This is a genomic window from Mesorhizobium sp. M0207, from assembly GCF_040321995.1.
In the GTDB taxonomy this organism is placed as follows: domain Bacteria; phylum Pseudomonadota; class Alphaproteobacteria; order Rhizobiales; family Rhizobiaceae; genus Mesorhizobium.
Window position 1 is genome coordinate 20,765 of sequence record NZ_JAMYSQ010000022.1, and the last position, 13,586, is coordinate 34,350.

Annotated in this window: 16 protein-coding genes; 10 read left to right on the forward strand and 6 right to left on the reverse strand. The window is 61.6% G+C overall.

Annotated features, from left to right (window positions below; all coding sequences use genetic code 11):
- Positions 1–141: 141 nt before the first annotated feature.
- From NKJ15_RS24605 to NKJ15_RS24625, 5 genes are all read left to right on the forward strand, one after another.
- Positions 142–1,008 (forward strand): RNA methyltransferase, encoded by an 867-nt coding sequence (locus tag NKJ15_RS24605; RefSeq protein WP_352818095.1) that lies wholly within the window; start codon positions 142–144, stop codon positions 1,006–1,008.
- 116 nt (positions 1,009–1,124) lie between these two features.
- Complete coding sequence (locus NKJ15_RS24610) at positions 1,125–1,877, forward strand: hypothetical protein (RefSeq protein ID WP_352818098.1); 753 nt, start codon at positions 1,125–1,127, stop codon at positions 1,875–1,877.
- 107 nt (positions 1,878–1,984) lie between these two features.
- A complete protein-coding gene (locus tag NKJ15_RS24615) occupies positions 1,985–2,629 on the forward strand; it encodes a DUF805 domain-containing protein (protein ID WP_352501580.1) in 645 nt (214 codons plus the stop codon).
- Between the two features lie 157 nt (positions 2,630–2,786).
- Complete coding sequence (gene murI, locus NKJ15_RS24620) at positions 2,787–3,599, forward strand: glutamate racemase (RefSeq protein ID WP_352818101.1); 813 nt, start codon at positions 2,787–2,789, stop codon at positions 3,597–3,599.
- Between the two features lie 76 nt (positions 3,600–3,675).
- Complete coding sequence (locus tag NKJ15_RS24625) at positions 3,676–3,864, forward strand: DUF3008 family protein (protein WP_023674705.1); 189 nt, start codon at positions 3,676–3,678, stop codon at positions 3,862–3,864.
- Positions 3,865–3,954: 90 nt separating this feature from the next.
- On the opposite strand, the gene NKJ15_RS24630 is transcribed toward NKJ15_RS24625, so the two are convergent.
- The gene (locus NKJ15_RS24630; RefSeq protein ID WP_023674706.1) at positions 3,955–4,167 is read right to left on the reverse strand and encodes a hypothetical protein; all 213 of its coding nucleotides are present in this window, start codon (positions 4,165–4,167) and stop codon (positions 3,955–3,957) included.
- A gap of 379 nt (positions 4,168–4,546) precedes the next feature.
- On the opposite strand from NKJ15_RS24630, the gene rpsD reads away from it, so the two are divergent.
- From rpsD to NKJ15_RS24650, 4 genes are all read left to right on the forward strand, one after another.
- A complete protein-coding gene (gene rpsD / locus NKJ15_RS24635; RefSeq protein WP_023717376.1) occupies positions 4,547–5,164 on the forward strand; it encodes a 30S ribosomal protein S4 in 618 nt (205 codons plus the stop codon).
- A 154-nt stretch (positions 5,165–5,318) separates the two neighbouring features.
- Positions 5,319–6,206: a tRNA 2-thiocytidine(32) synthetase TtcA gene (gene ttcA, locus NKJ15_RS24640; RefSeq protein ID WP_352702488.1), complete on the forward strand. Its 888-nt coding sequence runs from the start codon at positions 5,319–5,321 to the stop codon at positions 6,204–6,206.
- A complete protein-coding gene (locus NKJ15_RS24645) occupies positions 6,196–7,023 on the forward strand; it encodes an inositol monophosphatase family protein (RefSeq protein WP_352492462.1) in 828 nt (275 codons plus the stop codon). Before ttcA ends, NKJ15_RS24645 begins: the two co-directional genes overlap by 11 nt.
- 49 nt (positions 7,024–7,072) lie before the next feature.
- Positions 7,073–7,480: a UCP034077 family protein gene (locus tag NKJ15_RS24650; protein ID WP_352474640.1), complete on the forward strand. Its 408-nt coding sequence runs from the start codon at positions 7,073–7,075 to the stop codon at positions 7,478–7,480.
- Between the two features lie 18 nt (positions 7,481–7,498).
- On the opposite strand, the gene NKJ15_RS24655 is transcribed toward NKJ15_RS24650, so the two are convergent.
- Positions 7,499–8,698, reverse strand: coding sequence for a multidrug effflux MFS transporter (locus NKJ15_RS24655; RefSeq protein WP_502893744.1), 1,200 nt, complete (start codon positions 8,696–8,698; stop codon positions 7,499–7,501).
- Between the two features lie 207 nt (positions 8,699–8,905).
- Complete coding sequence (grxD, locus tag NKJ15_RS24660; protein WP_023674712.1) at positions 8,906–9,241, reverse strand: Grx4 family monothiol glutaredoxin; 336 nt, start codon at positions 9,239–9,241, stop codon at positions 8,906–8,908.
- Between the two features lie 163 nt (positions 9,242–9,404).
- Between grxD and NKJ15_RS24665 the strand changes: the two genes are divergently transcribed.
- Positions 9,405–10,199 carry a phosphodiester glycosidase family protein gene (locus tag NKJ15_RS24665; protein WP_352474643.1) on the forward strand — a complete coding sequence of 265 codons (795 nt, stop codon included), beginning with the start codon at positions 9,405–9,407 and terminating at the stop codon, positions 10,197–10,199.
- 2 nt (positions 10,200–10,201) lie between these two features.
- Here NKJ15_RS24665 and NKJ15_RS24670 read toward each other — a convergent pair whose 3' ends face one another.
- From NKJ15_RS24670 to purL, 3 genes are all read right to left on the reverse strand, one after another.
- Entirely contained in the window at positions 10,202–10,936 is a 735-nt protein-coding gene (locus NKJ15_RS24670; RefSeq protein WP_352541435.1) for a class I SAM-dependent methyltransferase, read from the reverse strand.
- A gap of 20 nt (positions 10,937–10,956) precedes the next feature.
- On the reverse strand, positions 10,957–11,190 hold the full coding sequence (locus NKJ15_RS24675; RefSeq protein ID WP_023674714.1) for a BolA/IbaG family iron-sulfur metabolism protein: 234 nt from the start codon (positions 11,188–11,190) through the stop codon (positions 10,957–10,959).
- 85 nt (positions 11,191–11,275) lie between these two features.
- Positions 11,276–13,513, reverse strand: coding sequence for a phosphoribosylformylglycinamidine synthase subunit PurL (purL, locus tag NKJ15_RS24680; RefSeq protein ID WP_352818104.1), 2,238 nt, complete (start codon positions 13,511–13,513; stop codon positions 11,276–11,278).
- Positions 13,514–13,586: the final 73 nt, after the last annotated feature.

A 13,586-nucleotide genomic window follows, 5' to 3' on the forward strand; every position in this document is an offset into this window, starting at 1 on the left:
CGGCCCGTATATCAAAGGCTTTTTGGCCGCGCAAACGGCGAACCGCGCCGTAGTGTCGGCATTCCTTGCGAAAGCTTCATTTTCGCCGCCAAATGTGGCAGGGGACTGCGAAATGCCGCAAACAGCAGTTCACTGACAACCATGGCCGCTACCCAGGATCCCGCCACCCCTCTTGCCTCCGGAACTCCAGCGTCCGGACCGGCGATCGTCCTGGTCGAGCCGCAGCTCGGCGAGAATATCGGCATGGTTGCGCGCGCCATGGCCAATTTCGGCCTTTCCGAGCTGCGGCTCGTCAACCCGCGCGACGGCTGGCCGAGCGAGAAGGCGCGTGCCGCCGCAAGCCGCGCCGACCACGTCATCGACGCCATCAAGGTGTTCGACGACCTCGCCTCGGCGGTCGCCGATTTGAACTTCGTCTTCGCCACCACGGCGCGCGCGCGCGACAATTTCAAGCCGGTGCGCGGGCCGGTCGAGGCGGGCAGGGCGCTGCGGGCGCGGCAGCGGGCCGGCCAGCGCACCGGCATCCTGTTCGGCCGCGAACGCTTCGGCCTCTATAATGACGAGGTCGGGCTTGCCGACGAGATCGTCACTTTCCCCGTCGATCCAGCCTTCTCCTCGCTCAACATCGCCCAGGCGGCCCTGCTGATGTCCTATGAATGGATGAAGTCCGGCCTGGAAGACGAGACCAGGACCAACTTCTCCGGCCCCGAAATGCCACCGGCCACCAAGGAAGAATTGCACGGCCTGTTTGCGTATCTGGAAGGTGCACTGGAGGCGCGCGGCTATTTCCGCCCGGCAGCGAAGAAGCCGAAGATGGTCGACAATTTGCGCGCTGTGCTGACCCGCCCCGGCTTTGCCGAGCCGGAGCTCAAGGTGCTGCGCGGCATAATATCATCGCTGGACAGGTTCTCGCCGGCCATGCCGCGCGGCGACGGATCGCCCGGCGACGATCCAAGGCGGCTCCCGGCGGCGGCCCGGCGCGCTGGCAAGGCGACAGACAAAGACTAGGTGTTTGTTCCCAACGGGAGCGCATAAAAAGCAATTGCCATTGACTGCCAAGGCGGGTGTGCTTCTTCTGCTGGCGACGCCCTTAATCAGTGAGAGAGATCGTGCCCAGAGCTATCTTGCCCGCGTTTGTCTTATTCTGTCTGTTATCTGAAATGTCTGCGGCGTCGGAATTTGAAAAGCCATCGAGCACACTTCCCGCACAGCAAGCCATTGAAAGATTGTTACCCAATTCCGTGCTCCGCGTCGGAATGCCTAGACAAGAACTGGAGGAAGTTATCAGGTCACGCTATCCCGATTGGGAGCGTTCGGAAAAGAAACGAGCGCTCAACAACCGCAAGGACATGTCACTTTCACTGGAGGCTCGCTCTGCATATTTGCAGACCATCTCAATATCTCACGAAGAGAAAGAGCATAACCTGATCTTCAGATATAGGTTTGCGTTGACGTCGCCGCTAACCGGCAGCCACGTCTACTCGATAGTATACGGAGTCGAGTCAAATACCTCGAACCTGATTTCAATAGACGACTGGGCCAACGGTTTGCATTCAAGATGGGGCGATGAGCATGGTGGCACGCGATCTGATGCGAAGGCACGTGCGACGTATTTCTTCGACACGGAATGGCGCTTAGTTGAGAATGCTGGGAACAAGTGCGCCCCGATATATCCGGCACTCTATCGCCTAGATGAAAAAACCGTCGGTGACGTAGCTGCGGTATCAAGCCTTCTGGACGCAACGGGATGCACATTCAGTCGAGACAGCATTCTAGAGATCAAAGAAGGCGCAGTCGTTCAATCGACCTTCTACACCGTCGATTTTAGGCTTCAGGTGAAGGACGTTTTGAAGCGGGTAGCATTTGGGCTTCAGTGAACAAAGCCGACTTTGTCAACGGGCCCTAAGCTTCGAATCCCGCCACCTCACCAGTAACCGAATGTTATTCGATATGATCCATTGTCCGGCGAACGATGGGTCCTTGGATGTTCAATTCAAATATCGGGCGTCTTCGCTTTTTCTTCTATTCCGCGGCCCTGCTGGTTGCGGAAATCGTGACCTTTGTCCTGTGCGTCGTGCTGACCATCGGCATCGAGGGTTTGGCCAATTCGAAGCCCGGACCTTCCAGGGAAGGGCTGGCCGCGGCCGTTCTCGTTACCTCGCTGGTGATCGTTCTGTTCCGCGCGAATTTCGCCTGGCGTCGAAGCCGCGACGCGCAAGGGTCGGGTTGGATCCTTTGGTCCTATATCGTGTTCTCGACGCTGTTTGCGATCCTGCAGGCCGGCACTGTTCTTGTCGTAAAATTCGACGGCGAAGATTCGCATTCCGGCCTTAACCTGCTGGGATTAGCTCTTGTCGGGCTGTGGGCCGTCATCTTGGCGGCCAAGCCGGCGGGTGGCGGCTCTTCGGATATAGCGTCATCCCTGAGTTTCGACGATTTCGACCCGCCCGGGCCGCTGCGCGGCGCCGCCGCGCTCCATTCAGCGTCAGCCGCCGGCGCGACGGCCCTGGCTCCAGCCTACGCCACGCGGGCCGCGCCGGTGCCGTCGAACCACCCTGCATCTCAACCTGCATCTCCGGCGAACGGCCGGCCGCGGCCCGGCGGCTTCGGCAAGCGCGGCCTTGTGTGACCGGCTCGCCGCATCAAGGCCATGATGGTTCCACATAGAGGCGGCCGGGATAAAGCATCATTGGCCGAAGCAGAAAGCATGGGCCGGGCCTTCCCCCGTGATCTCGTTTGTGATTCCCAGCCCTTAGTGATTCCCAGCCCTTAGTGACTCAATGACAATGACCGATCCATCGAGCGCCCGTCCGATCCTGATGTTCGATTCCGGCATTGGCGGCCTGACCGTGCTGCGGGAGGCGCGCGTGCTGATGCCTGATCGCCGCTTCATCTATGTCGCCGACGACGCGGCGTTCCCCTTCGGCGGCTGGGAGGAGCCGGCGCTGAGAACACATATCCTGGAGTTGTTCGCCAGGCTGCTCGACCGGTTTTCGCCGGCCATCTCGGTCATCGCCTGCAACACTGCCTCGACGCTGGTCATCGATGCCTTGCGCGAGAGGTTTCCCGGCCACCCTTTCGTCGGCACCGTGCCGGCCATCAAGCCGGCGGCGGAACGCACGCGCTCAGGCCTGGTTTCGGTGCTGGCTACGCCCGGCACCGTCAAGCGCCAGTACACGCGCGACCTGATCAGCAAATGGGCGCAGAAATGCCATGTCCGCCTGGTCGGCAGCGACAAGCTGGCGGGATTGGCCGAAGCCTATATGCGCGATGGCCTTGTCGACGAGGACGCCGTGCGCGCCGAGATCGCGCCGTGCTTCGTCGAGCATGACGGGCTGCGCACCGACATCGTCGTGCTTGCCTGCACCCATTATCCGTTTTTGGCCAACCGCATGCGCAAGACAGCACCGTGGCCGGTCGACTGGCTCGACCCGGCCGAGGCGATCGCACGCCGGGCGCTGTCGCTGCTTGCCGATACCGAGGCCCGCTATCGCAGAGAGGCACTGCCGGAAGGCGCCGACCTTGCATTCTTCACCTCGAACAGCGCCGATTTTCCGACGCGCCGGCTGATGCAGGGATTTGGCCTGGCGATATCCTGATCGCAGGCAATTTTCGCTTTGGGAACATCACACCGGACAATGCGTTTTCCTCTCATTGGAAACGGGAGAAACCATCATGCCAGCCACCTCAAAAGCCCAGCAGAAAGCGGCCGGCGCGGCATTGTCAGCCAAGCGCGGCGAGACCAAGAAGGGCGCGCTCAAAGGCGCGTCGAAGGGAATGTATAAATCCATGAGCGAAAAACAGCTCGAGGAATTCGCCGAGACCAAGCGCAAGGGCCTGCCGGAAAAGAAGTCGAAACACTGATCGACTGGCCATTCTGACGGCGGATGCCGGTCAATAAAAGGCCCGCGGCTGAGCCGCGGGCCATGAAGTCTCAACGGGCGAGGACGAAAATTACCAGTTCCAGCCCCACCCGCAGCGCCGCACTTTGTAGCGGATCACCTTGCGATGACCGTGCCGCCACACCACCTTCTTCTTGACCACGATGCGGCAGACCTGGTGATGCCTGTGCCCATGCCAATGCCGGGCCTGCGCCGGCTCGGGCGCGACCGCCATCGTGCCGGCCATCACCGCGGCTCCTACCAACGTAAGGAAGAACTTCTTCATGCGAATTCCAGCTCCTCTGACTTCAGTCCCTTGCTGATGCCGCTGGCGCAACCTCCCGCCACATCCGGCACGTTCTACAACCGTAACACTATCCGGTTCGGCGATTCGCGCCAGCCGGAAGCTTGACAGCGGTTAAATCTCCGTTTAACCAGCCCACCAACACCGGGCCGCAATGCCCGGTGGTTTTCTTTATGTGTGCGAGACGTTTGGGAAGCCGGTTTACTTTCCCTATGTCTTGTTTGAAATGACGTGTCCCGTGGGTTTTCCGTCGCGTTGCGTGGAAAACCCTGTCAGGTCTCGAAAACGGAGGCCAGAGGAGGGCGCGTTTCCTTCACCCGGACCATGAGGTTCCGGGTGCATTGTTTTGAAAGGGAATGCGATGAGCAAGCGCGAATCCGCGAAGTACAAGATCGACCGCCGTCTTGGCGAAAACATCTGGGGCCGCCCGAAGTCCCCGGTCAACAAGCGTGAATACGGCCCCGGCCAGCATGGCCAGCGCCGCAAGGGCAAGCTTTCCGATTTCGGCCTGCAGCTGCGCGCCAAGCAGAAGCTGAAGGGCCACTATGGCGACGTGTCGGAAAAGCAGTTTCGCAAGGTCTATGAAGAGGCGGACCGCCGCAAGGGCGACACCTCGGAGAACCTGATCGGCCTGCTCGAATCGCGCCTCGACGCGGTCGTCTACCGCGCCAAGTTCGTGCCGACCATCTTTGCGGCGCGCCAGTTCGTCAATCACGGCCACGTCAACGTCAACGGCAAGCGCGTCAACATCGGCTCGTACCGCTGCAAGCCGGGCGACGTCATCGAAGTGCGCGAGAAGTCGAAGCAGCTGGTCATCGTGCTGGAATCGGTGGGCCTGGCCGAGCGCGACGTGCCCGATTACATCGAGGCCGATCACAACAAGATGACCGCGGCTTTCACGCGCATCCCCGGCCTGGCGGACGTTCCGTTTGCCGTGCAGATGGAACCGAACCTGGTCGTCGAATTCTATTCGCGCTGATCGGCGCGTTCGTCGCGATACAATCGAAGGCCGCCCGTCGAGGCGGCCTTTTCTTTTTTCGTTTCCTTTTCCGCGGCGTGATTCCGAAATCGATTTCGGTTTTCGGTCCGATGCGCTACTGCGGGCGGCAACAGGATCTTGGGGCCGACGCGCCATGAATATGCTGCCAGACGCCGAAACACTCGAACCGGTCGCCGATACCGAAGGCGGCTTTCATCCGCTGTTTGCCGATGTGCCGTCCTCCGTCGAGTTCAACAAGCTGCGCAAGCGGCTGTTGCGGCTTGCCCGCCAGGCGATCGACGATTTCTCCATGGTGAGGCCCGGCGACCGCTGGCTGGTCGCTCTGTCGGGCGGCAAGGATTCCTACGGCCTGCTTGCCGTGCTGCTCGATCTCAAATGGCGCGGGCTGCTGCCGGTCGAGCTGTTGGCCTGCAATCTCGACCAGGGCCAGCCGAACTTTCCCAAGCACATATTGCCCGATTATCTCGACAGCCATGCCATTCCGCATCGCATCGAATATCAGGACACCTATTCGGTGGTCACCGACAAGCTGGCCGAGGGCAGCACCTATTGCTCGCTGTGCTCGCGGCTACGGCGCGGCCATCTCTATCGCATTGCCCGCGAGGAGGGCTGCTCGGCGCTGGTGCTCGGTCATCACCGCGAGGACATACTGGAAACCTTCTTCATGAACCTGTTCCATGGCGGACGCCTCGCCGCCATGCCGCCGAAGCTGCTCAACGACGAAGGCGATGTCATGGTGCTGCGGCCGCTCGCCTATTGTGCGGAAGCCGATCTAGAGAAATTCGCCGGCGCCATGAAGTTCCCGATTATTCCGTGCGATCTGTGCGGTAGCCAGGAAGGCCTGCAGCGCAACGCCATGAAGGCGATGCTCGACGACATCGAGAAGCGCATGCCCGGCCGCAAGGACACGATGATCCGCGCCATGACCAATGTGCGGCGTTCGCATCTGCTCGACAGGAAACTGTTCGATTTCGCCGCCCTCAACGAAACCCTCACCACCAGGCGTCCCGATGACATTTGACGACAGCGCGATCGACTGGCTTGCTGACCTTCTGTCGGAAGCCGCCGTCGCCGAGATCATGCCGCGCTTTCGCCGGTTGAGCGAGGGCGACGTCCGTCGCAAGACCTCGGCCGCCGATCTCGTCACCGAGGCCGACGTCAATGCCGAACGGCTCATCACCGCCAGGCTGCGCCAGCGTTATCCCCACGCAATGATCGTCGGCGAGGAGGCCTGCTCCGACGACCCGACGCTGCTCGACGGTCTCGGCGATGCCGAACTCGCCTTCGTCATCGACCCGGTCGACGGCACCTTCAACTTCGCCTCCGGCGTGCCGCTTTTCGGCGTCATGCTTGGCGTCGTGATCAAGGGCGAGACGGTCGCCGGCATCATTCACGATCCCGTCGGCAAGGATTGGCTGATCGGCGTTAGTGGCGCCGGCAGCCATATCCGCCATGCCCATGGCAATCTGGAAAAGGTCCATGTCGCCAAACCGGCGCCGATGTCGGAAATGACCGGTGCGGTCTCATGGCACTATGTGCCCGAGCCGGACCGCTCACGTTTGGCGCGCAACCAGACCAAGTCGCTATCGCAGTTCAATTATCGCTGCGCCGCCCACGAATACCGCCTGCTGGCCAGTGGCCACGGCCATTTCGTCGTTTACAACAAGCTGATGCCTTGGGACCACCTGGCCGGCGTGCTGATCCATGCGGAGGCCGGCGGCCATGCCGCGCGCTTCGACGGCAGCGCCTATCTGCCGTCGCATGTCGGGGGTGGCCTGCTGGTCGCGCCGGACCGGGAGAGCTGGCGGGAGCTGCGCCGCGAGCTCTGGGCAGAATAGCTCTTCGCTGCCAAAGTTGTCCAATCTTGTGCGAAACCGGAGATCTCGAATGAAACCTCGGTCCGCAATTGTTGCAACGGCCTTTGCCCTTGCCTTGGTTGCCGGTGTCAATGAAGCAAGCGCTGGGGAACGCGCATGTCGCAGTCCCGACTCCGTCGACACCATAGACGAGATGTTCTCCGCGATCTTCGCCTGTTGGAAGCCGCCGCGCGGAACCGCGGGCATGACCCTGACGCTGCAGTTCTCAATTCGCCGAAACGGCACGCTTATCGGCAAGCCGCGCGCCACCTACTCCCATCTAGGGGACGATGGTCCGCTCAATCGGGCCTTCGTGGCTTCCGTCCTCGAGGCGCTCGACAAGGCTCTTCCACTGCCCGTTTCGGACAGTATGGGTGGAGCAATCGCAGGACGTACGCTGTTCCCCCGCTTCACCGCGGTCAGTGAGGGTGCATCCTAGGCGCACGCGCAATGTGCATTAAACCGGCGGGTTATGCGGCTGGAACAGTCTGCCGCGCTCGGCCAGCAGGATCATCAGCAGCGCCGCCACCGACACGCTGCAGAACCCGGCGGCCAGCGGCGTCACCGTGCCGTTGAAGGCTTGGCCGATCAGCGTACCGAGAATGCCGCCAAGAAATGTCTGCATGAACCCAAGGATCGACGACGCAGTGCCGGCCAGGTGCCCCAGCGGCTCCATGGCGAGCGCGTTGAAGTTCGCGCCGAGCGCGCCGAACGGGACCATGGCGCAGGCAAAGAAAGTAATGAAGAGCCAGAGCGGCATCTTTATTTCGATGGAAACGACCAGCCAGGCAAGGCTGATGGCCAGAAACAGCAGCAGCGCGCTTTGCGACAGACGGCGCATGCCGATGCGGCCGACGAGGCGCGAGTTGAGGTAGTTCGAAAAAGCAAGTACGCCGGCAACCCCCGCGAAGATGACGGGGAACATCTCGCCGACATTGAACACGCTGACATAGATTTGCTGGGCCGAGGCGATGAAGCCGAACATGGCGCCGAAGATGAAGGTGCTGGCGAAGGCATAGCAGAGCGCGATGCGGTTGGTGAGAACGATGCGGAAGCCGCCGATGATGGAGGACAGCGTCAGCGGCCGGCGATATTCGGGGTGTAGTGTCTCGGGCAGGCGCAGCAGCGACCAGGCGGACACGATCAGCGCGCCGGCTGCCATGGTGACGAAGATCACATGCCAGGTCGCAAACAGCATGATGAACTGGCCGATACCGGGCGCCACCACCGGAATGGCCATGAACACCATGAAGATCAAGGACATGACTTCGGCCATGCGCCTTCCGTCGAACGTATCGCGCACGATCGAGACGGCAATGACGCGCGTCGCCGCCGCGCCGATGCCTTGCACCGCCCGGCATAGCAGAAGCGTGGCGAATGACGGGGCGATTGCCGCAGCGCCGGCCGCCAGGACGTAGATCACCAGCCCTGCGACAAGCGGCGCGCGGCGCCCGAAGCGGTCCGAGATCGGCCCGAAGAACAGCTGTCCGCCGCCAAAGCCAAGGATATAGGCGGTGACAACATATTGCCGGTGGTTTTCATTTTCGATGCCAAGCGAAGCGCCGATCTGCTGCAGCGCCGGCAAAATAATGTCGATTGCCAGCGAATTGAGCGCCATCAGCGCCGCGCACAGCGCAATGAATTCCCAGCGCGGAATGGGCAAGGTGCTTGCCTTTTGCTGCGCTTGTGCTTGCTGATCCAAGGCCAGTCCGATCCTCAAACGAAAATGCGCCGGCTGGCCGACGCATCCATTCGTTGATTGCCCGATAGCGGGCAGAACTTTTTGCCAAGGTGGGGGCTGCCCCGGCGCTTAGCGCATGACCCCCGAAAATCGCAGGCGGAAGGTCATACGCAGAAACAGAAGTCAGGCGGCGCCTTTGACGCTGACGCCCTTTTCGACGAGGAAGGTCTGCAATTCGCCCGCCTGGAACATCTCGCGGATGATGTCGCAGCCGCCGACGAACTCGCCCTTGACGTAGAGCTGCGGGATGGTCGGCCAGTTGGAATAGTCCTTGATGCCTTGCCGCAGTTCGGCCGACGTCAGCACGTCGACGCCCTTATAGTCGGCGCCGATATAGTCGAGGATCTGCACGACCTGGCCGGAAAATCCGCATTGCGGGAAGCCGGGCGTGCCCTTCATGAAGAGAACGACGTCGTTGCCCTTCACTTCATTGTCGATGTAGTCGTTGATGCCGCTCATGGAATACCCTTTCATGCCTGTGGGAGTCAGGCTCGAACATTACCCTTCAAATAAACCCATGGGTTGCGCGAAACAAGATGTTTGCCGCCTTGCCATGCAAATGGCGCAAAGGAACGTCTGATCTTGGGCCAAGAGCGTTGGCCACCATCTTTCCCGAGGCGCGATGAAAAGACGATATCTCGCCGGGTTCCTCCTCGCCGTTCTGTTCGCCGCACTGTCCTTGATCTGGTGGGCCAGGTCGCCGAGACAGCCATCTCTCGTCGTCGGCGGTGAATTACCGGCGCCGTGCCGCGACGCGAGCTTCGAGGCGGTCGCCTATGTCGTCTGCGAAATCGATCTGCGCCACTATGACATCGGTGTGTTCCATGCAGGCCTTGACGGCAAGGCTTTCGGTTCACTGGACAAATTCGACAAGGCGATGGCGGATCATGGCCGGCCGGTGCTGCTCGCCATGAACGCCGGCATGTATCACCAAGACCTGACTCCGGTCGGCCTTCTCGTCGAAGACGGCCGGGAGAAGGCGCCGATCAACGTCGCCGACAGCGAAGGGAATTTCTTCCTGAAACCGAATGGCGTCTTCCTGGTCCGGAAGGACGGCAAGGCGGCGGTCATGGAGACAAGCGCCTATGCTGCGACCAGACTGGACGTGATGTTTGCCACGCAATCCGGCCCGATGCTGGTGATCGACGGCCGGCTTCATCCCCGCTTCGAGCAAAACGGCACATCGCGCTATATCCGCAATGGCATCGGCGTGCGTGACGAAAACACTGTCGTGCTGGCGATCTCGCGCTCTGAGGTCAGCCTCGGCAGCTTCGCGCGACTGTTTCGAGATGCGCTCAATTGTCCCAACGCGCTTTTCTTCGACGGGGTCGTTTCGGCGCTGTCGAACGGCGAGCGGATGATTGTGGGTGGAAGCTATCCGGTCGGGCCGATCATCGCCGTGTCGGCGAAAAGGTGAATTTATTTATGCGCACGTACGCATATGAATGCCGGCGCCAAACTCAGTTCGGCAAAATGCCTGGAGTCGACCATTTCCATCTCGGGCGCGGGAACCGGCTCGACGAAACGATCGAGCGTCCAGCCTGTGTCGGCAAGCCCGTTGAGGATATCGCCGAGCGGCCTGCGATAGGATTCGACATAGGGCTTGGGCTCCCCAAAACCTCCCCAATACATGCCCCAGCGATTCGTTTCAAAATAGGTTTTCGTCCCGCGCGTGCGCGTGTCCTGCCAGTCGCGCATTGGATGGCCCATAGAGAACACCAGCCAGCCGCCCGGGCAGGCCACGCGATGAAACTCAGCGAATACCGGCTCCAGTTTTTCGACATAGTCGAGCGCCAGCGAGCAAAGTATTCGGTCGAAACTGCCATCCGCGAGCCAGTCGAGAGCCCTTTCGAGGTTGCCAAGCCGGATATCGACATCGAGCCCAGCGCATCGCTGACGTGCCAGAGCCAGCATTTCCGGCGTAATGTCGAAGGCACTTACCCGCGCACCTGAGCCAGCCAGCTTTTCCGAGCAGATACCGGAGCCGCAACCGGCGTCCAGTATGTTCAGACCCGTCACGTCGCCCAGCAACTCCAGCGAGGCTGGCCGTTCATAAAGGGCGTTGTGCGGCTTGATCGGCGCCAGCGCGTCATAGCGCTCGGCGAAGGAAGCATAGGCACTGACTGCAACCGGATCGCTGTCGCCTTTGGCCATGACTTCCCGCTTGCGTAGAATTAGTCCGGCACGCTGGTCTGCAGGGCAAGCGCGTGCAACACGCCGCCCATATTGCCCTTCAGCGCGTCATAGACCATCTGGTGCTGCTGGACCCGGCTTTTCCCGCGAAAGCTTTCGGCCACAACCTCAGCCGCATAATGGTCGCCGTCGCCGGCCAGGTCGCGAATCGTCACCTTGGCGTCGGGAATGCCTTCCTTGATCAGCCGTTCGATGTCGTGGGCGTCCATTGCCATATGAGGATTCCTTGTTCAGGTCGTGATCTCATAGATATGGTCGAAATGGCGGATGAACCACAGGGAAAGGGCCCACTCGATCACATCACGGGTCCACGACCTCATTTGCCATGAAGCGAGGGAACCAGGATTCGTGGGCGGCGGTCAATTCGCTGACCGGTATCGCACGCGCCTCGCCCAGCTTCAGGTCGCTGCCGCCGGTCGAGCCGATCCACGGCGCAAAAACGCCGAGCTTGTTTTGTTGTTCGCGAATGGCGTCCCATTGCTCGCTCTGCGGGTCGATCGACAGCGTCAAGAGATAGCGGCCCTGGTCCTCGCCGAACCAGACGGGGATTGGATCTGTGCCGATCAGGCCGGGGATGGTCGCGCCGATGCCGGAGGCCATCGCCATCTCGGCCAGCGCTACCGCGATGCCGCCATCGGAAACGTCATGCGCCGCGGTAACGACACCGGAGGCGATCAGTGCCCGCACATGGTCGCCGACCCGCTTCTCGTGGCCGAGATCGACCGGCGGCGGCGGGCCGTCGGCGCGGCCAAAGATGTCGCGCATATAGACCGACTGGCCAAGATGCGAGCCCCATATCGTCGGCGCGCCGACCAGCACGATCATCTGGCCTTCGGCGGCAAAGCCGATGCGCACCATTTTCGACCAGTCGGCAATCAGACCGACGCCGCCGATGGTTGGTGTCGGCAGGATGCCCTGTCCGTTGGTCTCATTATAGAGGGAGACGTTGCCGGAGACGATCGGAAAGCCAAGCGCCCGGCAGGCATCGCCGATGCCTTTCACAGCACCAACCAGCTGGCCCATGATCTCCGGCCGTTCCGGATTGCCGAAATTGAGGTTGTCGGTGGCCGCGAGCGGCAGAGCGCCGGTGGCGGTAAGATTGCGCCAGCATTCGGCAACCGCCTGCTTGCCGCCCTCGTAAGGGTCGGCCTCGCAATAGCGCGGCGTCACGTCGGAGGAGAAGGCGAGCGCCTTGGTCGGGTGGCCATCGACGCGCACGACACCGGCGTCGCCGCCGGGAAGCTGCAGGGAATTACCCTGGATCAGCGTGTCGTACTGCTCCCAGACCCAGCGGCGCGAGGAAAGGTCCGGTCCGCTCAGCAGCTTGAGCAGTGCGTCAGCCACATCGGCTTGCGGTGCATCGCCGGCCAGCGGCGCCGGCTTCTTCGGCTCGACCCAGGGACGGTCATATTCCGGCGCTTGATCGCCGAGATCCTTGATCGGCAGGTTGGCGACCTCGTCGCCCTGGTGCAGCACGCGAAAGCGCAGATCGTCGGTAGTCTTGCCGACGATGGCAAAGTCGAGGCCCCATTTGTGGAAGATCGCCTCGGCCTGTTTTTCCTTTTCGGGGCGCAGCACCATCAGCATGCGCTCCTGGCTCTCCGAAAGCATCATCTCATAGGCGCTCATGCGCTCTTCACGCACCGGCACCTTGTCGAGATCGAGCTCGATGCCGAGGTCGCCCTTGGCGCCCATCTCGACCGCCGAGCAGGTGAGGCCGGCGGCACCCATGTCCTGGATGGCGATAACGGCGCCGGACGCCATCAGTTCGAGGCAGGCTTCGAGCAGGCATTTTTCGGTGAACGGATCGCCAACCTGCACGGTGGGCCGCTTCTCGTCGATCTTGTCGTCGAACTCGGCCGAGGCCATGGTGGCGCCGCCGACACCGTCGCGCCCGGTCTTGGCGCCGAGATAGACCACCGGCAGGCCAACACCCTTGGCTTCCGACAGGAAGATCGCATCAGTCTTGGCAAGCCCCGCCGCAAAGGCATTGACCAGGATGTTGCCATTGTAGCGGGCGTCAAAATTGACCTCGCCGCCGACCGTCGGCACGCCGAAGGAATTGCCATAGCCGCCGACGCCGGAAACGACACCGGCAACGAGGTGCCTGGTTTTGGGATGGTCCGGCGCGCCGAAGCGCAGCGCGTTCATCGCCGCGATCGGCCGCGCGCCCATTGTGAAGACATCGCGCAGGATGCCGCCGACGCCGGTCGCAGCCCCCTGATAGGGCTCGATATAGGAGGGGTGGTTATGGCTCTCCATCTTGAAGACGACGCAGTCGCCGTCGCCAATGTCGACCACGCCGGCATTCTCGCCCGGGCCCTGGATGACTTGCGGCCCGGTGGTCGGCAGCGTGCGCAGCCACTTCTTCGAGGATTTGTAGGAACAATGCTCGTTCCACATCGCCGAAAAAATACCAAGTTCGGTAAAGCTCGGTTCGCGCCCGACCAGGTCGAGGATGCGCTGGTACTCGTCGGGCTTCAGCCCGTGCGCGGCAATGAGTTCAGGAGTGATCGGCACGGAATTGGAAATGGTCATGATCGGCAATTGTGTCCTTGAGATCGAGTCCCGTCTTATCGCAAGCGTCGCAGCCGATACACCCCGTTGGATG